This window comes from Psychroserpens mesophilus, assembly GCF_000826645.1.
GTDB classification, from domain to species: Bacteria; Bacteroidota; Bacteroidia; order Flavobacteriales; family Flavobacteriaceae; genus Psychroserpens; species Psychroserpens mesophilus.
In genome coordinates this window covers 515,652-535,103 of record NZ_JXJP01000001.1, presented here as the reverse complement: position 1 = coordinate 535,103, position 19,452 = coordinate 515,652, and the positions used below count along the sequence as shown (strand labels likewise).

Genomic DNA, 19,452 nt, shown 5'->3' with positions numbered 1-19,452 from the left:
CTTTTTTAAAGTATTTTTAAAAAAAACGTTACTCCTTAAAAGTGAGTACATTATATGTCTATCATATTAAATATATATTCACTTGATAATTATTTTATATTAGATAGTAATAATTAAAGCAAAGAATAAGCTCTATAATGAAAGAGTTTAAATTATCTTATAAAAAGAAATCCCAAACAAGTCCGAAGCGAATAGCAAAATCTCTGTAAGGATAATTTGGCGCTGAAAAATAATTGTAGCCTGTAAAAGCTGCATTTAAATGCTCAGCTTTTAAAAATATTCTTGTTTGTCTTATTTTTGCATTAATAAAAAAATCTAATCTTGGAAAATTTCCTATTTCAGTATCATTTTGAATATAGAATTCTGCCAGCAAGGGGTCATAGGCATCCATGTTATATGCAGTAAAGTAATTCAATGTTACTCCTGTTTGAAGAAATAAAGCCTTTTTGAAAAAATGATTGGAATAGTATAATGTATTCCTAGAGATAAATTCTGGAACATTTAATATTCCATCTCCACTCAGAACATTTTGATACAATATAGTATTATCCAAAGCAAAACTTCCATACTTAATCTCTTTACCCAACTTTATTTTCAAATAACTAATTTGTTCTGAGCTTTGAAATGGTTTAATTCCATCTACAGTATTAATAAAAGCTGTATAATTATCAATATTTGTGTAATCTAAAGTTATATTTACTAGACTAGAAGATTTTAGATCAAAAACAAAATGTCTTGTATTTATATTCTCAAAAGAATTGATATTATCCCAATTATAATTAATGTAATCACTTTTATATAACAAATAATTGTAATTAGGTGCTGATGAATTTAGTTTCAAAGAAGTATTAACTGTAAAATCGTCATTAATAATATACGTCGCATCAGCGATTAACATGGTACCATCAAAATCACCAGTGATATTTGCCAGTATCTCACCAGCTATATTTAATTTACCAAATTTCTTGCTAAATTTGGCACCTAACGCTATTGTATTACCTTTTATTCTATTAGGCAATGTAATATCATTTAAAACAGTAACACTGTCATAACCATAATTATAATTGTTATAATCAAAATTGAATTGAAAATTACCCAATACACTATTATTGTAATCAAAATAAAAGCGATTATAAAAATTTTCAAGAGTTGTTCTATCTAAAATTGTACCCACAAATGCATCGCCGAAGAAATCATTAATAGTTGATTGATAAAACTCATAATATTTATCCTCAAAATTAATAGTTTGACCTACAGTTACACCATTGGCGGTTGAATCACTAGGTTTAATTATATCATATTTATGATCTAAATAAAACCGTTTACCTCTCAAAATATTCTCGGCGTTTTCAAATTGAGGATCAAATACTGCTCTATCAATAAAATCTTCATCCCCAAATTGAAAATTTTCAATATCCTCATCTTTAATACCACCATTTTCTTGATTTAGTAAATCTTGAGTAACGATATGAGCCATCAAACTATATCTGTTATTTTTAGTATGATAATTAGTAGTTAATCTAAAATTTCCAGTACTAGTTAAAATATGCTGATAATTCCCTAGAGATCTCAGACCTTTATAAGCGATAGAAAAATTGAACTGCGGAGAAGTGTTAACAGAGAAGAAAGCATCTAAAACCTGACCTTGTTGAAATGCTGTTTTAAAAAAAAGCTCTGTAAATGGTGTAGGAACATAATAATAATGAATGTCATCAACTTCCATATAATTGAAATGTCTAGCTCTTGCACCAAACAATGGTAAAATTGCATTGTTTCCAAATTCTTTACTTAAAGAATTATACGTTTGACCAATATTTGAAAATGCTATTAAATTAAAATTATCTTTTCTTAAATAATTAAATTTATAGTCTTTATATATTGATAATGTTGTATCGACATGAGTAGTATCTCTTTGGTGTGAAATTATCAAATATTGATTAATTGTCGCTTTTTCCTTATAAATGTCTCCATTTCTAGATTTAGAGCTAGACAACTGTGAAGTGTCCAAAATTGATGCATTTTGAACTTGAAGTCTTTTATCCTTATTTTGGGAATGAGAACTTAAACAAATAAAAAAAATAATATAGAAAAATAATATTCTCATAATAACCAAATATACTTTTAAAACTAATATTTAAATCTTAAATATTATATAATTTATATCTAACTAAAAAAACGTCTAAGTTTCCTTAGACGTTTTTATTATTATTAAAACTTGTTATCCTATAACTTAGTTAATAGATAAGATGCTGGATAAGGTCCACCACAAGAACCATTAGGATCTTCTGTATATGTAATTGTAAATGATGAATCATCACTTAAATCGTATGTTGGAACATTATCTGGATCTGCACTAAATATATAAAGTGGTGGAGCTCCACCAGCGTTACATGATAAACCTGGATCAACATCACTCATACCAAAATTACCACATGATAAGAATAAGTTAACAGTCTCAACTTCTGAATTAAAAGCAGGAAGTACTGGAGATGCAAATGTTCTAAGTGTAGGATCACTAGCGTCAGCAGATATTGTAACAACACCTGGAGCAAAATTTGACGTTCCATTACCTGGACCAACTGTACCAACTAAATCTTGAATTTGATAATCCCCAACCATATAATCTGCTGGTATTGGACAGAATCTAATTACAGTAAGTGTAAAACTACTTCTGTTTTCTAAAACTTGTGATTGCTCAACTTCAACTAGGGTGAACTTAACAGTTTTACCACTTAAAGTTGAAGACTCATAATCTCCAGATGCTAGACGAAAAGATCCAACAATAGCATTAGCAGGAATCTCAAAATTAGTAGTAGCTAACGTATAGTCTACACCTTCAACAGCTTCTGAAGTAGGATCAGTCATAATCGTATATGTTCTAGAAAACGGTTTTGCTTCAGATACACCAACTTTTACGTCATAAAATCTTGAAGCTCCTTCTTCAACTAATAACGTTCCTGAACTTGCAGGTGCAAAATAAGAAACAGCTGCTCTGTCATCTAGGAAACTTGTGTCATCATCTTTACTATCACATGATACAAATACCAGTAATGCTGCGATGAATAACAGTTTAAAATTTAATATATATTTCATAATTATTATTATTTAAATTAAAATTATTGTGGTACGTAAACAGAAACTCCATTTTCACCATATCCAGTGCATGTCCATGATGTAGTAATAACACCTGTATTAGGATCAACAGAATTAACACCATTAGGTAAAATATCTCCCCATGGATCTGCTTGGTCAATCCAAGAAATATTACCACAAATATCATTGACTACAACATCCATACTAGCAGGACCAGTTCCGTAAGCATCAGTGTAAGGACCACCATCATACAAACCTCCAGAGAAATCTTGTATAAAATAAGCACCTTCACCTAATTCAACCCACTCCATCATTTGTGTGTGAGGGTTGAAATCTGGTAAAAAGTCATGGAATCCGTAAGTTGTTGTTACTTCATACATACCTGCTAAATCTGATTCACATAATTTAAAAATGTTTAAAGTATATTGTGTGTCAAAACCTGCAGTTGAACCTCCACTTAAATTTAAAACAAGTGTAGATCCTTCTTCTAAAGCTCCATCAAATAATCCTCCAATTTCAACAGTTCCGAAATATGAACCAGCTGGAATTGTAACTGTATTAGAATCTAACACATACTCAACACCTTGCACTGCAGTAGTAGCATCAGTATCAATAGACACCGTAAATGTTCTTGCAGCACTTGAAGTTGAAGAGGATACTACTTCAATAGTCGTAGTTGGGTTATCAGCAGTTACAAAGAAATTGCCTGCAGTATTTGTAAAGTACGTTACTGTACCTGAGTCATATATATGTATGTTTTCATTTTCCTCATCACATGAGAACATAAACAATGATAATACAACTGCTGTTAATAATAAAATTGATTTTTTCATAATTATTTTTTTTTAATTAATAGCAAGGATTTTGCGAAGAAGCTGGGTTTACATTAATTTCTGTAACTGGTATCGCTAATTCGAACTTACAATCACCTGCTGGCAATGTTAAGAATAATGGTGGCGTTCCAGTACCATCTGCAAATTGCCCTGCATTAGTTCTGGTAATTGCATCACCTTGACGCTTGATATCAAAGAATCTATGACCTTGGAAAGCCAATTCTAAACGTCTTTCTAATTGAATAGCATCTTTAAGTGCTTGACCTGTTTCTCCTCCTCCTGGATTAACAACATATCTTTGCTCTCTTACTAAATCTAAAGCAGCTAATGCCAAACCATCCATGTTCATATTAGCTAAAGCTTCTGCTTTATTCAATTGCACCTCAGCTGCTCTAATAACCTTGATATCAACAACTCCAGAACCCATATTTATAGAACTGTTATTATGAATTACTACGTGGTTATAAGTATCTCCTTCAAATGGTGATGTTTGTATAAAAGCTCCTTTTCTTACATCTTGATCACTATACTGACCGAAGAAACCAAAATCAACAACATATTCTGAAAAGATTCCAGCAGTTAATTCCTGATTGTAAGGTACCGCTGTTGAAATATCCGTATCGGCATCTCTGTTGATTAACTTAAACAAGACTCCATCATCACTTGAATCATCCCAAATTCCAGTAAAATTACCAAAATCTGCAACTGAAGTAGATACTGCGTTTGCAGCATCAACAGCATTTTGCCACTCTCCATTGTAAAGGTAAACTCTTGATAATAATCCATTAATAGCATCTGGATTGAAACGTTCAATACCATTGTCTGGAGAAATCTTATCAGCCGCTTCTTCTAAATCATTAATTACAGAATTATAAACTGCTTCTACTGTATTTCTTGCTAAAGTTTGACGAATGTCAGAAGCAAAGTTAAGTGAAATTCCTAAAGATGCATTTGCACCAGCATCTTGCGTTGGTATTTTACCGAACACATTATTAAGATTGAAATGAGCCAAGGCTCTAGCAGCCAATGCTTGAGCTTCAGTATTATTTCTTTGTGCTCCAGCAGGTAACTTATCTATGTTTTCTAAGATAAAGTTAGCTTGTTGTACAACATCATAGGCGTCAGCCATGAAATTTCCTCTAGTATCATTTGGATTGTATCTCCACTCAAATGTAGATCTTTGAGTTTGTCTTGCATCTAAATTGATAATAAGGTTATCTGCCAATACATCTGGAAAGGACAGAAAGTCAGCTCCATAGTATTGCTCATCAATCATCATACTGTAAAGCCCATTTACAGCGATATCAAAATCGCCCTGTGTATTTAGAGCTACATCTACACCCACAGAATCAAATGGGTTTAGATTTAAATTATCTTGATCACACGAGCTCATGAAAGCCATGGCGAATATCGTGCTTAAAACTATTGTGTATTTTTTCATCTTTTTCATATTTTTTAAAATTGAATATCAAATCCAACAGCAATTGTAGCTGTTGTAGGATAACTATATAAAGCAAACTCACCAGGAATTGTTCCGGTAGCAGCAGTTTGAGTTTCTCCTGAACCAATACCTACTTCAGGATCACCTTTAAATTCAGGAGCATATGTCCATAAGTTTGTTCCTGCAGCATAAATTCTTACGTTATCTAAAGCCATTGCATCTGTGAAACGCTTTGGTAAAGTATATCCTAATTGTAACGAACGTAATCTGATATAATCACCTTTTTGCAAGAATCTATCTGATGTTTGAGCTGCATCAGCAGCAAATCCAGCTGAAGAAGGTCTTGGCAATACATTCGTATCTCCTGGGTTTCTCCAGTAGTTAAATGCATCTAATCTTTGGTTTTGGCTTTCAATACCATCACCATCAGCTAACATGTTAGATTCTGGAATGTTATAGATGTAGTTTCCAACTTTCCAATAGAAGTTAGCATTTAAATCCCAACCTTTATATTGTACGCTTGTACCAAAGCTACCATCCATATCTGCGAAAGGAGATTTCCCAGATAAAGCAACTTCATTACCTGCAGCAACGTTTGTTACATTACCGTCTGTATCTAAGTATAAAGCCTCACCGTTAGCAGGATTAACTCCAGCATAACGCGTTAAGAAGAAAGTATTCACTTCTTCTCCAACTCTTAACACAGAGAAGAAGTTTGCAGTTGTAAATAAATCACTTTCATTATCTGCTGTATTAGGATCATCTACGTTTACTAATTTAGTAACTTCATTGTCATAAAGGTTTAAGTTAGCATTAAGCGTCCATCTGAAATCTTCAGTTCTGATTACATCTCCAGCTAATTCAAATTCCCAACCTTTATTTACCATTTCACCTAAGTTTCCTGTAACTGTTGGTCCACCTACTGAGAATGGTAATTGTTCGTTTAATAATAAATCAGATGTTGTTCTGTTATAGTAATCTACTAAACCTCTCAATCTGTTGTTAAACAATCCGAATTCAACACCAACACCGTAATTTGTATTTTGCTCCCATCCTAAATTTGGATCACCAAAGTTACTTGGCTCAAGAGTATTTAAACCGTTATAAGCAGCATAACCGTACGCAGTAATAGATTGGTAATTACCAATTTGATCATTACCAGAAGTACCATAAGATGCTCTTAACTTTAACGTGTTAATTGTATTACTCTTAAAGAATGCTTCGTTATTAATATTCCAAGCAAGAGAACCACTATAGAATGTACCATATTTCGTATTCGCTCCAAATCTTGAAGAACCATCACGTCTAACTGTAGCAGTTAAGATATATCTGTTATCGTAGTTGTAATCAACGTTACCAGCAATTGAGAATAAAGAATTTTCAAATCGTGTTCCACCCACAGTATCAGGCGCAGCAGATACATCTAAAACAGATGGACCTCCAATTACAAAACCTGTTCCAGAAGCTAAATAATCTCTATAGTTTCTTCTTACAAATTCTGTTAATGCAGTAACTTCTAAGTTGTGCTTTTCTCCAAATGTGTTTGAATATGTAGCCTTGTTTAACCAAGTCCAAGTAAAGTCAAAAGAACCACTATCAGTTTTATCTCCTGTAGCAACATTTGAATTAACAATTAAATCTAATGTTGAACCTGGAGTTAAAAATCTCTCTCTTCTAAATTGGTCATAAATACCAGATACTTGCGTTAAGAACTTTACATTTTCATGTAATTTCATATCTAAATACATATTTCCTAAGAATCTATTGTTGTATCTAGTATTCAAGTTTTCTCTAAGCTCACTTGATACAGGGTAACCAGCTGAAGTTGGGTTCAACACAGGGTTATTGTTAGCATCAAAAATAACATCACCATTAGCATCTCTTCTGAAGAAAGGCTCATACGGATTGTAATCATACATTGCTCTAAACGGGTTTTGAGCATTGTTTCTATCTCTTGGATCACCTTGCTCTATACTTGAGAAAGACAAACTAGTACCTACTGTTAACCATGGTTTTGCATCATAATCAACGTTTAAACGACCCGAAGATCTGTTGTAACCATCAATATCTCTAACAATACCTGTATCATCATCATATCCTAAAGAGAAGAAGTAACGCATACGCTCTTCACCACCTGAAACAGAAAAAGAAAATGACTGTTGTAAACCATCTTGCAATAAATCTTCTTGCCAATCATGATCTAATGCTAATAAAGCATTAAGCTCAGCATTTGAACCAATTGAAGCACCTGTTCCAACACCCAACTCTCTTTCGTATTGAAGTTTTTGAGCTGAATTCATCATAGTAAAGTTATCTCTAACTTTTCTACTACGACCTAATCTTGAGCTAATTTTAATAACAGCATCTTTTCCTTTCTTACCACGTTTTGTTGTAATAAGAACAACACCATTACCACCACGAGCACCATAGATTGACGTTGATGCAGCATCTTTTAAGACACTTACAGATTCAACATCGTTTGGATTAATAGCGTTAACGTCATTTTCATTTACTTGAGCTCCATCCACAATATATAGTGGTTGATTACCAGCATTGATTGAACCAATACCACGTACTCTAATAAACGCTGTTTGACCAGGCTTACCGTTTTGAGCAGTTACCTGAACACCTGCTGCAACACCTTGAAGCATGTTATCTATACTTACAGATGGTGCGATTTTTTGTAAATCTTCACTGGTAACATTTGATACTGCAGAAGTAAGCTCATCTCTTGATTTAGAACTGAAACCTACTACAACAATTTCTTCAAGGGTTTCTACATCCTCGCTCATTACCATATTAATTGTATTACTAGCAGCAACCTGAGCAGTCGCTTCTTTCATACCTAAAAATGAAAAAACTAATGTTTCTCCAGTACTCGCTTTAATGGTATAATTACCATCAAAATCTGTTTGAACTCCCCTTGAAGTCCCTTGTACAATTACATTCACACCAGGTAATGGTAAACCATCCGCTGCTGATGTAACTGTTCCCGTGATTGTTTTCTCTTGTGCAAAAGAAAATTGCATCACAAACGCCATAAAAAGCGTCATTAACCATGTTAACTTTAATTTCATAAAACAATTATTTGAGTTAGTCTAGCGCAAACATCTTAATAATATATTAAATAAACAAGTATTTTTGCCAAAAAAATGTTAACAACCTAACAATTAAAATGTTCATTAAATAATTGCACAATCGATGCTTTTACCAACATTAAGATGCAATAGTTTACAAATGGTTGCGTTAAAATTTTAACTTTGTCTAAACTTTAACATTATTGAACCTTTTAGCTAACTTTTCAAAATTAGATTTCGAATGTGGAACGGATGAAGCTGGAAGAGGCTGTTTAGCTGGACCAGTTACGGCTTCAGCTGTTATTTTATCTCAAGAATTTACTAATGACATACTGAATGATTCCAAATTACTTTCAGAAAAAAAAAGAATAGCATTAAAATCCATAATCGAGGAAAAAAGTATTGCTTTTGCTGTATCTCATGTGTTCCAAACTGAAATTGATAAGATCAATATTTTAAATGCTTCAATTTTGGCAATGCATCAAGCCATCGAAAAACTAAATCCACAGCCAAATTTCATAATCGTCGATGGCAACAAATTCAAACCTTATCAGGCTACTGCTCACCAAACCATTGTTAAAGGCGATAGCAAATTTCTTTCGATAGCAGCTGCTTCAGTTCTCGCCAAAACGTATCGAGATGCTTATATGGCTGAAATTCATCAAGAGTACCCCATGTATAACTGGATTAAAAACAAAGGCTATCCTACAAAAGAACACCGCCTTGCAATTCAAAAATACGGCATCACTAAATACCATAGAAAATCTTTTAGATTATTGCCAGAACAATTAAAATTAGAACTGTAACTTTTTATATTTGCAAAAACCTTATCAATGAAAAATATTTGGCTGCTAATCGTCTTGTGCATTTTAACTTTAAGTTGTGGAAGTGATAAAAAAAAAGCATCAGACATTTTTGATTATATTCCAGAAAATTCATCTGCCGTAATATCAACTAATTCTTTAGAAAGTCTAAAAAGCGCAGTTAATACCAATACTTTAACTCAGGAGCTTCTAAATTATCCTCAGATACAAGATTTCAATAAAAAACTCGAGCTCATCTCTTACCTTAAACCAAAAGGCAAATGCTACATTGCATTATCTCAAGATAGCAATGACAGTCTAGAAATTAGCATCATTACAAAATTTAATGCTTCCGTTTTAGAATTAGATTCTATCCCTAATTTAATTTCGGAAACATTTACCTCAAAACATAAATCCATCACAAGGCTGAACATAAATAGCTCAACTTATTATTCATCAGTAATCGATAGCATATTATTTATTTCAAATCGCTTAAAACTTGTAGAAGCGTCTTTTAACAAAAAAGCTATAGCTTCTGAAGCAGAACAACTATTAAAAATTTCTAATGAAAACAAATCTGTTTCCGTTTTAATTGATCTCAGACATACGGCATTTAATCCATTACAGTTTAAAAGCCAAAAATTAAATGCATCTCAAATCTCAAATTACCTGCTTATCGATGGTGACATTTCGCAAAACGACATTTTTTTAAACGGAATCACAAAAGCTTCAGACTCTACTAAAAGTTTAATTAATATATTCAAACACAACATTCCACAAGAAAATAAAACTGCTAGTGTAATTCCTTCAGACAGTGACTATTTTTTAAGCTTTACATTCAGTGATATAAAATTATTTGTAAACCAATTATCAAAATTCAAAGCCTTAGATGACTCAGCAAAAGAATTACAACCCTTCGAAACCATAGTCGAAGTTGGTTTTGTTGAAAAAGATGACAAAAGAGCAATTATTCTTCAGTCAATTGATGCTAGTACAACTCTGGAAAACTTGTCACAAAACATCAGTTCCACCTTTAGATCTGTATCGATTTATAACTGGGATTATACAACTCAAATTACCGAATTATTTTCACCTTTAATTCCTAAAACTACAATTTCGTATTACGCTAATCTTGAAGATTTTTTCATTTTAACTGAAGATTTAGAATTCTTAGAAACGATAATTGCAAACTTTCAAAATAATACAACACTTTCTGAAACAAGTCACTTTGATGATATGATGAAACATCTTAGCGACGAATCTTCGCTATTCATTTATGCGAATAACACAGATTTAAATACGATTTTGAATTCTAATTTTAATGACGACAAAAACCTAAAAATTAGTGATTACAAAACCTCTGCTATACAATATATTTATGATACTAATTTTGCGCATGTTAACGCTATTTTTAAAACAAATAAGTCTAGAGCCAGAAACAACACAGTCACTGAAGATGTAAACATCACTCTCGACGCAGATATGTTAGTTAGCCCACAACTAATTAATAATCATACCAACAATCAAAAGGATCTTATTGTACAAGATATTAACAATAACCTCTACCTATTTTCAAACCAAGGTAAGCTATTTTGGAAAAAACAACTTGATGGAAAAATACTTGGAAAAATCGAACAGATTGACATGTATAAAAACGGACGATTGCAACTAGCATTTGCAACTCAAAATAAGTTATATGTTTTAGATAGAAATGGTAAAGACGTATCGCCTTTTCCTTTGACATTTAATAAAAAAATCACCCAGCCACTTTCTGTATTTGATTATGATAATAAGAGAAATTACAGACTCATGCTTACTCAAGGTAAGAACGTTTTAATGTACGACCAAAGAGGCAAAATGGTTAATGGATTTAAATACAAATCTGCTATTAACAATATTAACACACAACCTAAACATTTTAGAATTTCAAGGAAAGACTATATTGTTTTTGCAGACGGCAATACTTTAGAAGTTTTAGACCGCGTTGGAAAACAAAGAGTTAATGTGAAAGAATCGATAGATTTTTCTGGAAATGAAATCTACTTGTACAACAACAATTTTACAACTAGTAATTCAAGAGGCGAACTTCTTGAGATCAATCAAAAAGGAAGTGTAAACCATAAGAATCTTAATCTTAGTGAGAAACATTCTATAGCAACAACAAGTAAAACGTTGGTAACTTTATCTGATAATAAACTGACGATAAAAACTAAAACCATCAATTTAGATTTTGGAGATTATACAGCGCCTAAAATCTTTTATATCTCTGACAAAATATATGTAACTGTCACAGATTTACAAGCTAAAAAAGTTTATGTTTTTGACAGTCAGGCTAAACCAATAAATAACTTTCCTGTCTATGGAAATTCGTCAATAGAGATGGATGATATCGATAATGATAAATCGATATAAGTTGTTGTCAAAGGTGACGACAACTCCATCATTGTCTACGAAATAAATTAAAAAGAAATCAATCTTACGCAACGGTTAAAGCGATACCATTTTCAATATGATAAAACGTACAAAAGCCTCAATTTCAAAATGCATACTCCATAAAGTTGGAAATAAATTTAACAGCACAAAAAATGCGTTTTCTGAGAAAGAACTTGAATTTGACGAAATGAGTTACGAACTCATCCTTCCTTACTTATTACGTCCTTTTTCAAACTTGTCAGAGACGTATCGTTTTAGTCATCATTCTAATATTGAACTCAATGAAATCAATAGTTATGCCTCAAAATTATTAAGTGATGACTCAGATTTTATTGAAACATCAAAGCACATTGTGATGCATCTATTTGAGCAATCAAATTCGGCACAAATTAAAACGGGAGATGTCATTATTTGCATGTTTCACGATTTGCAATATGAAGATTATCAAACAGATGCAATTGGTATTTTTAAAGTTGAAAACAAATCGCATTTTTTTCAAACTTATCTGGAACATGGTAGCTATGATATTATCACTCAAAAAGGCATTGCTACAAAGAAAGTTGACAAGGGTTGTTTAATTTTAAATGCTGCTGATAGTGAAGGAAAAATAGTGCTTAGTGTTGATCATAATAATTACGATGCACAATACTGGATTAAAAGCTTTTTAAATGTCAAATACCCTGACGACTCTAATGAGCATACCAAAAATTACATTGAAATGTGTCGCGAGTTTTCTAAGGATGTGATGCAACCTCAATTTGGTGGACAAGAACAAAGTAGTTTTTTGGCTAAAACGGTCGACTTTTTTAAAGAAAATGAAATCGTAAATATCGAATCATTTAAAGAAGATGTTTTTGAAAAGGAAGACACGATTCAATTATTTGAAGACTATAAAAAAGTCTATGAAAGCGATCATAATATTTTGATTCGAAATCAATTTGACGTATCTGAAATCGTTCTGAAAAAACAGAAACAAAAAATAAAGACTGAAATCAAATTAGACACCAATATTCAAATCAAACTCGATGTCGATGCTCCAGATGCCTCAGCCGAATATTTAGAACGTGGTTATGATGCAGAGAAAAAAATGCATTTTTATAAAGTGTTCTTTAATGAAGAGGGTTAAACAAAAATCATGAAACAATCCATCTTACTAGTAATAACTGTTATAATTATTGTGTCGTGCAATAGTGACAAAAAACCACCCTTTCAATTGCCAGAAAATTACACCAAAATCATTGCTGGCGATTCAACAAAAACATGGAAACTTGCAAGACGTTATAACAATAAAACTAGAATGAATATGGGAGATTGTTTTTTATCTTACAGAGCAACTTACCTTGACCACGGAATCATGTACGATAATAATGGTGAGCATGAAGACTGTGGAGGTACGTTAACTGCAAATTGGTCCATATACCATAGCAAAGACAACTATCCTTACATAAAGCTCAAAGGAGAAAAGCTAAAAGAGTTAATGAATTTAGATAATGATTATAAATTCTTTAAAATTCTTAATTTAAATGACACGCTCATGATTTTAGAGTTCAAGCATAAACAGTTTTCTTCAAAAGAAACAAAACTTGTAGACATTTTTGTTTCAGAAAATATTGCTATTAAAGACAGAGCATTTCATTGGTAATCTAACAAAAATCAGCTTCGAATAAGGCTTTAAAATGGTTTAAAAGCTTTTCTTTCACTTCAGCTTCATCTACTTTTTCTAAACCTAATTCAACATTAAGCGAAGTAACTGCTTTTCCTTTTATACCACAGGGAATAATATTGTCAAAATATCCTAAATCAGCATTGACATTTAATGCAAAACCATGCATAGTTACCCAACGACTGGCACGAACTCCCATGGCACATATTTTTCGCGCAAAAGGTGTTCCAACATCCAACCATACACCAGTTTCTCCAGGACTACGTTCGGTTTTTAAACCATATTCTGCTAAGGTGAGAATAATCATTTCTTCAAGAAATCTGAGATACTTATGAATGTCTGTAAAGAAATTATCCAAATCTAAAATAGGATAACCAACAATTTGTCCTGGACCATGATAGGTAATATCTCCTCCTCTATTTATTTTATAAAACGTCGCTCCTTTTTGGGTGAGTTGTGTTTCAGACAATAGCAAATTTGACATATCGCCACTTTTACCCAAAGTATAGACGTGAGGATGCTCTACAAATAGAAAGTAATTATCTGTTGGTAAACTTAGATTTTCTCTTCTATTCCTGATTTTAGTATCTAAAATACCTTTGAAAAGTTGCTCTTGATAATCCCAAGTCTCTTTAAAATCTTTGGTACCTAAATCTTGTAATTCTATGGTTTTATTCAATGCTCTAACGTTCTAAAACAACATCTAAAGTCATCGTTTCTGGCGACTTTAACATGTCTATAAAATTCATTTTTAATTTGACCGTTTTACCATCATCACTAATGGTGGCCTTTTTATTGCTGACTGATTTAACCGCTTTTGGGAAATGATACACTAAAGTATAACTCATTGCTTCAAACATATCTTTAGCTTCACCCATTTCTGATATTTCTTTATCTAAGGCTTCTAAATCTTCTGATGACTGTTTGTAATCTTCTTTTAAAGATCTGGAAAAGGTTTTACCATCATAAGAAAAGTCTATGTATTCAAACATATTTTTTGATGCTTTTGCCACTGCAGTTTCATCCATTTTTGAATATTCAGCACTGTTTTCTTTATTCAATTCCTTGGCCTTTTCTATTTTTTCTAAAACTTCAGGAAGTTCTTCTAAACTTTTAAATGTAGATCCAAATCCAAAATCAAAATCACCTTTTTCTTCATCCATATACATCTTTACAACCACTGTTTCCAATGCCTTTAATTCCTTTTGTTCTTCAACAGATAAGGTTGCTATACTATCAGCTTTTTCAACAAACATGTCTTTAAAATAGAACACACTATCTAACTTTACTTTCACTTTTTCTTCTTTATCCTTACTTCCTCCCATTTCTTCTTCAAGCGTTTTCATCACTTCGCTCATATCGTAACTCATGATAAATTCTCCCGAACCATCGTCATTAAAAGTGATTTCTTCGGTAAAATTGCAACTGGTAAAAATTGACAGACTAAAAAGTAAGAGAATTAAGCGTTTCATATCTTAAGGTTTATCGTTTTAAATACGATACAAAGATACGCTTTTTATCGTTCAGGATTGTTCAGGATTATTAAAGCAGCGATGACACCTGGAACCCAGCCACAGAGCCATAACAGAAAAACAATAAAAACAGATCCGCATCCTTTTCCAATAACAGATAATGGCGGACAAATAATAGCGAGAAGTACTCTCCAGAAACTCATAATTTTGATTTTGATGATTGATGATGTAACTATCTGACGTCTTCTTTTTTAATTTGTTACATGTAGTAATTATATTCACGCCCATTTTCTATTAAAAGAATTTATAGTAGTTTAGTGCTGTGAGATATTTAGTTACATTAGCTTTCTTTTTTTTCTTCGGAAACCATATTCATGCACAACATCAATTTGATGGTTACATTGACAATGAACGTTGGCAAAGCGATGTGTATTTATCTGTAATTGAAGACTATCGAACGCTTAATGGCATAAACGACGAACAGATTATTTCTAAGGCCGAAGCTGATACTTCTGGCTATTTTCAGTTTAAAGGGAATCAATTAGAATCCCAACAAAAGATCTATAAATTGCACGTTGATAATTGTGAGTCTTATAATCAGGCGAGCAATCATTTTGATGGTCATTGTGCTGATAGTAGAGATATCCTCTTTATTGCTAAAAACACGGATAGCATAACATTTCCGTTATCATTTGAAGCGCAAATGTTTTGCGACATCATTTCAAACAATCCAAAAACAGCATCTTTTATAAAAATAGATTCCCTTAAGGAAGAAATGAAATTTGCTTACACCGAATTTAGAAGTAAAGCTAATCGAACTTTAAACAATAAAAAATGGTTTAAAACTTTACAAGATTTTGGTCAGGAACTCAATGAACCACTTGCAGAACTCTATATTTATTCCTTTTTATCAGACAGAAGCAACGCTTTTCATGAGTATTATCTTGAAGATTTAAAAACGAATACTTATTACGATAAATTATTACAGCGTTTGGAACATGACTATCCTAATTCGTCATACGCAAACCAATATAAAGCAGAATTAAATTCAGATAAATACATCCTATCTCCTACAACTGAAAATGAATCAGGTTTCAACTGGACAAACTTGGTTATTGGTTTACTTTTTGCATCTGTATTATTAAACTTATGGTTTGTATTTTCAGCTAAAAAAAGAAAACGAAAACAACATACTGAAGCTAAAGATCAATTAACCAAACAAGAGCAAAAAGTTTTAGAGCTTTTACTTGATGAAAAAACAAATAAAGACATTGCTGAAACGCTTTTTGTGAGTGTAAGTACTGTTAAAACACACGTTAACAATGTGTATAAAAAACTAAATGTGAATTCTAGAGACGAATTAAAATCACTGTTTAACAGATAGTTACAAAATTCAACCTAGGGACTAGTACTCATTTCCAACCCTTAATAAGTCACTTTTCTTATTTCAAACTATGATGTTTGTATTCGTATTAATCAAAAAACGAACAGACATGAAACATCAAGTTAGAATTTCAAACCGAAACCAAAAAAATCACATTATCACACTAATTAGCATGGTTTGCATGCTGCTATTTAGTTGCATTAATTTTGCACAAGAACTAGAATCCAGTCATGACATTGGTGTCTTCCATTTTGATGAAGAAGTCATCGATTATGGAACCATCGCTCAAAATGACAATGGCATACGCACTTTTAAATTCACCAACAGAGGACGCGCTCCTATTGTGATTTCTAATGTAAAAACGACATGTGGTTGCACAGTACCAACCTATCCTAAACAAGCTATTTTGCCTGGCGAAACGGCTACAATTGATATCAAATATGCAACAAATAGAGTTGGCTCCTTTTCAAAGACAATAACAATCATTTCTAATGCAGATGAAAGACAAAAAAAGTTGCGAATTAAAGGAAACGTTATTGCTAAACCAAAAGCATCTGTAAATTAAAACGTCATGAAAAACTATATCTTAATTTTTGCGGCAGTGTTATCTTCAATTCTTACTTCTGCACAAGACCTCAATAAAGAAATCATCATAGATGAGGAAACACCATTTTTACTGGGAAAAATCGATAAAAACGGTTTAACTTCAGAGAATTATAATGAATGGTTTTCAAAAAACTATGAAGATTATGAACTAGACCAAGCCAGTATTGAAGCCATACGTTCTAGACTTAAAGACTATCAAATCACCATGTTTATGGGAACTTGGTGTGGCGATAGCAAAAAAGAAGTGCCTCGCTTTTATAAAATTTTGGAAGCCTGCAATTTTCCTGAAGATCAACTTACTGTTATAGCACTCAGTCGAAAATCTGACATGTATAAACAAAGCCCAAATCACTATGAAGCAGGATTGAACATTCATCGTGTTCCAACCTTCATTTTTTATAAAAACAGGAAAGAGGTCAATCGCATTGTAGAACATCCTGTTGAAACATTAGAAAAGGATATTCTGAATATTATCACTAATAACAACTATCAGTCTAATTATGAAATTGTTGTGAAAGTTGATAACATCTTAAAAGAATACGGATTAAATGGATTGAAAAAACAGAGCAAAAAATTAATCAAAAGCTTTAAAGAAAAAACATCCAGCATGTCTGAATTAAACACCTATGCACGTACGTTATATACAACGAACAGACTAAATGAAGCCATAGAAGTTTGTAAAATGAACGCCAAGTTGTTTCCAGACAGCGTAAGAACTTACGAAAGCTTGTCTATTGTGTTAGATGCTAACGGACAAACAAAAGAGGCTATCAAAGTCATTGAAGAAGCTATTAAACAATTTCCTGAAAACCAAGATTTAATGGATAGTTTAAAAGATTTAAAACAGGATAAATCATCTCTATAACAAAATGACCATTAGGAATATAAAACCTAATGGTTTTTTACGTTAATTCTTGTAAAAAATGTAATTTTGCACCTCAAAAATACATTTAGCATGCAGCTTTCAGAACACGAAATAGTAAGACGCGAAAAACTCGCCAAAATAAAAGCCTTAGGTATTAATCCTTATCCTGCAGATTTATTCCCTGTAAATCATACATCAAAACAAGTTAAAGACACCTTTGAGGAAGGAAAAAAGGTTATTATTGCTGGCCGATTAATGTCTCGTCGTATTCAAGGGAATGCAAGTTTTGCTGAATTACAGGATAGTGCTGGTAGAATTCAAGTGTATTTTAATAGAGACGAAATCTGTTCTGGAGACGACAAAAGCAAATACAATGATGTTTATAAAAAACTATTAGACATTGGCGATTTTATAGGTGTTGAGGGTGAATTGTTTACGACCAAAGTTGGTGAAAAAACAGTCATGGTTAAAGACTTTACACTTTTAAGTAAAGCGCTTAAACCACTACCTCAACCAAGAGTTGATAGCGAAGGAAAAGTACACGATGCTTTCACTGATGCTGAACAACGATACAGACAACGTTATGCTGATTTAGTCGTGAATCCACATGTAAAAGACGTGTTTGTAAAGCGTACGAAGCTTTTTAATGCCATGCGTGACTTCTTTAATAAAGCTGGTTATTTTGAAGTTGAAACACCAATCTTACAACCGATTCCAGGAGGAGCGGCAGCACGACCATTTATTACACATCATAACAGTTTGGATATTCCGTTGTACATGCGAATTGCAAACGAATTGTATCTAAAACGTCTGATTGTTGGTGGTTTCGATGGTGTATATGAGTTTTCTAAAAACTTCAGAAATGAAGGTATGGACAGAACACATAACCCTGAATTTACAGCTATGGAAATCTATGTGTCATACAAAGATTATAACTGGATGATGGATTTCTGTGAGCGCCTTTTAGAATATTGTGCCATGGCTGTAAATGGCACTACTGAAGCAACTTTTGGAGAGCATAAAATTGACTTTAAAGCACCTTACGCTCGTGTAACAATGGCAGATTCTATAAAGCATTTTACAGGTTTTGATATCACTGGAAAATCTGAAGCTGAAATTCGTCAAGCTGCCAAAGACATGGGAATTGACATTGACGAAACCATGGGTAAAGGAAAACTGATTGATGAAATTTTTGGTGAGAAATGTGAAGGTAATTACATTCAACCAACCTTCATCACAGACTATCCTAAAGAAATGAGTCCATTGTGTAAAGAACATCGAGACAATCCAGAATTAACTGAACGTTTTGAGTTGATGGTCTGCGGAAAAGAAATCGCAAATGCCTACTCTGAGCTGAACGACCCGATTGATCAACGTGAACGTTTTGAACACCAGTTAAAACTGGCAGCAAAAGGTGATGATGAAGCAACTGAATTTATTGATTATGATTTCCTACGTGCTCTAGAATATGGGATGCCTCCAACATCTGGAATGGGAATTGGAATGGATAGACTCATCATGTTTTTAACAAATAATCAGTCCATTCAAGAAGTGTTATTTTTCCCTCAAATGCGACCAGAACGCAAACAGGTTGAAATGACCGAAGATGAAAAAGGAGTATTTCAACTGTTAAAATCTAATTCTCCAATCGATTTAAACGACTTAAAAACACAATCTGGCTTGAGCAACAAAAAATGGGACAAAACCATTAAAGGCTTAACAAGTAAAAAAGTTGCAAAAGTGGTTAAGAATGATGACGGCTTATTTGTAGAAATACTTTAA

General features: G+C 32.5%; 16 protein-coding genes. 8 read left to right on the top strand and 8 right to left on the bottom strand.

What is annotated here, in order from left to right:
- Window positions 1-157: 157 nt before the first annotated feature.
- The 5 genes from TD18_RS02315 to TD18_RS02295 all read right to left on the bottom strand — a co-directional run bounded on the left by TD18_RS02315 (window position 158) and on the right by TD18_RS02295 (window position 8,444).
- Window positions 158-2,008: a putative porin gene (locus tag TD18_RS02315; RefSeq protein WP_241480630.1), complete on the bottom strand. Its 1,851-nt coding sequence runs from the start codon at window positions 2,006-2,008 to the stop codon at window positions 158-160.
- A gap of 215 nt (window positions 2,009-2,223) precedes the next feature.
- A complete protein-coding gene (locus TD18_RS02310; protein WP_040247854.1) occupies window positions 2,224-3,093 on the bottom strand; it encodes a hypothetical protein in 870 nt (289 codons plus the stop codon).
- 23 nt (window positions 3,094-3,116) lie between these two features.
- A complete protein-coding gene (locus TD18_RS02305; RefSeq protein WP_040247851.1) occupies window positions 3,117-3,926 on the bottom strand; it encodes a hypothetical protein in 810 nt (269 codons plus the stop codon).
- Between the two features lie 16 nt (window positions 3,927-3,942).
- Window positions 3,943-5,367: a RagB/SusD family nutrient uptake outer membrane protein gene (locus TD18_RS02300; RefSeq protein ID WP_040247987.1), complete on the bottom strand. Its 1,425-nt coding sequence runs from the start codon at window positions 5,365-5,367 to the stop codon at window positions 3,943-3,945.
- A gap of 14 nt (window positions 5,368-5,381) precedes the next feature.
- The gene (locus TD18_RS02295; protein WP_040247849.1) at window positions 5,382-8,444 is read right to left on the bottom strand and encodes a SusC/RagA family TonB-linked outer membrane protein; all 3,063 of its coding nucleotides are present in this window, start codon (window positions 8,442-8,444) and stop codon (window positions 5,382-5,384) included.
- Between the two features lie 203 nt (window positions 8,445-8,647).
- Here TD18_RS02295 and TD18_RS02290 point away from each other — a divergent pair, with 203 nt between their 5' ends.
- From TD18_RS02290 to TD18_RS02275, 4 genes are all read left to right on the top strand, one after another.
- Window positions 8,648-9,250, top strand: coding sequence for a ribonuclease HII (locus TD18_RS02290; RefSeq protein ID WP_040247846.1), 603 nt, complete (start codon window positions 8,648-8,650; stop codon window positions 9,248-9,250).
- A 27-nt stretch (window positions 9,251-9,277) separates the two neighbouring features.
- Entirely contained in the window at window positions 9,278-11,659 is a 2,382-nt protein-coding gene (locus TD18_RS02285) for a hypothetical protein (RefSeq protein WP_052461007.1), read from the top strand.
- A gap of 97 nt (window positions 11,660-11,756) precedes the next feature.
- Window positions 11,757-12,806, top strand: a complete 1,050-nt coding sequence (locus TD18_RS02280; RefSeq protein ID WP_040247843.1) for a nucleoid-associated protein — start codon at window positions 11,757-11,759, stop codon at window positions 12,804-12,806.
- Between the two features lie 9 nt (window positions 12,807-12,815).
- Window positions 12,816-13,322: a lipocalin family protein gene (locus tag TD18_RS02275; RefSeq protein WP_040247841.1), complete on the top strand. Its 507-nt coding sequence runs from the start codon at window positions 12,816-12,818 to the stop codon at window positions 13,320-13,322.
- A gap of 1 nt (window position 13,323) precedes the next feature.
- Here the strand turns inward: TD18_RS02275 and lipB are convergent, their stop codons facing one another.
- From lipB to TD18_RS16920, 3 genes are read right to left on the bottom strand one after another with little or no spacing between them, the layout of a single operon-like run.
- A complete protein-coding gene (gene lipB, locus TD18_RS02270; RefSeq protein WP_040247839.1) occupies window positions 13,324-14,022 on the bottom strand; it encodes a lipoyl(octanoyl) transferase LipB in 699 nt (232 codons plus the stop codon).
- A 4-nt stretch (window positions 14,023-14,026) separates the two neighbouring features.
- The gene (locus tag TD18_RS02265) at window positions 14,027-14,815 is read right to left on the bottom strand and encodes a hypothetical protein (protein WP_040247836.1); all 789 of its coding nucleotides are present in this window, start codon (window positions 14,813-14,815) and stop codon (window positions 14,027-14,029) included.
- A gap of 44 nt (window positions 14,816-14,859) precedes the next feature.
- Entirely contained in the window at window positions 14,860-15,018 is a 159-nt protein-coding gene (locus TD18_RS16920; protein ID WP_084205818.1) for a YqaE/Pmp3 family membrane protein, read from the bottom strand.
- Between the two features lie 119 nt (window positions 15,019-15,137).
- Here TD18_RS16920 and TD18_RS02255 point away from each other — a divergent pair, with 119 nt between their 5' ends.
- From TD18_RS02255 to lysS, 4 genes are all read left to right on the top strand, one after another.
- Complete coding sequence (locus TD18_RS02255) at window positions 15,138-16,199, top strand: helix-turn-helix domain-containing protein (RefSeq protein WP_052461006.1); 1,062 nt, start codon at window positions 15,138-15,140, stop codon at window positions 16,197-16,199.
- A 109-nt stretch (window positions 16,200-16,308) separates the two neighbouring features.
- The gene (locus tag TD18_RS02250; protein WP_052461005.1) at window positions 16,309-16,764 is read left to right on the top strand and encodes a DUF1573 domain-containing protein; all 456 of its coding nucleotides are present in this window, start codon (window positions 16,309-16,311) and stop codon (window positions 16,762-16,764) included.
- Window positions 16,765-16,770: 6 nt separating this feature from the next.
- Window positions 16,771-17,670, top strand: coding sequence for a thioredoxin family protein (locus TD18_RS02245; RefSeq protein WP_040247831.1), 900 nt, complete (start codon window positions 16,771-16,773; stop codon window positions 17,668-17,670).
- 90 nt (window positions 17,671-17,760) lie between these two features.
- A complete protein-coding gene (lysS, locus tag TD18_RS02240; RefSeq protein WP_040247829.1) occupies window positions 17,761-19,452 on the top strand; it encodes a lysine--tRNA ligase in 1,692 nt (563 codons plus the stop codon).

Coding starts and splice junctions, on each gene's coding strand:
- TD18_RS02295 (WP_040247849.1), bottom strand. CDS start 8,444: ATGAAATTAAAGTTAACATGGTTAATGACGCTTTTTATGGCGTTTGTG.
- TD18_RS02300 (WP_040247987.1), bottom strand. CDS start 5,367: ATGAAAAAATACACAATAGTTTTAAGCACGATATTCGCCATGGCTTTC.
- TD18_RS02275 (WP_040247841.1), top strand. CDS start 12,816: ATGAAACAATCCATCTTACTAGTAATAACTGTTATAATTATTGTGTCG.
- TD18_RS02285 (WP_052461007.1), top strand. CDS start 9,278: ATGAAAAATATTTGGCTGCTAATCGTCTTGTGCATTTTAACTTTAAGT.
- TD18_RS16920 (WP_084205818.1), bottom strand. CDS start 15,018: ATGAGTTTCTGGAGAGTACTTCTCGCTATTATTTGTCCGCCATTATCT.
- TD18_RS02245 (WP_040247831.1), top strand. CDS start 16,771: ATGAAAAACTATATCTTAATTTTTGCGGCAGTGTTATCTTCAATTCTT.
- TD18_RS02280 (WP_040247843.1), top strand. CDS start 11,757: ATGATAAAACGTACAAAAGCCTCAATTTCAAAATGCATACTCCATAAA.
- TD18_RS02305 (WP_040247851.1), bottom strand. CDS start 3,926: ATGAAAAAATCAATTTTATTATTAACAGCAGTTGTATTATCATTGTTT.
- TD18_RS02250 (WP_052461005.1), top strand. CDS start 16,309: ATGAAACATCAAGTTAGAATTTCAAACCGAAACCAAAAAAATCACATT.
- TD18_RS02310 (WP_040247854.1), bottom strand. CDS start 3,093: ATGAAATATATATTAAATTTTAAACTGTTATTCATCGCAGCATTACTG.
- TD18_RS02265 (WP_040247836.1), bottom strand. CDS start 14,815: ATGAAACGCTTAATTCTCTTACTTTTTAGTCTGTCAATTTTTACCAGT.
- lysS (WP_040247829.1), top strand. CDS start 17,761: ATGCAGCTTTCAGAACACGAAATAGTAAGACGCGAAAAACTCGCCAAA.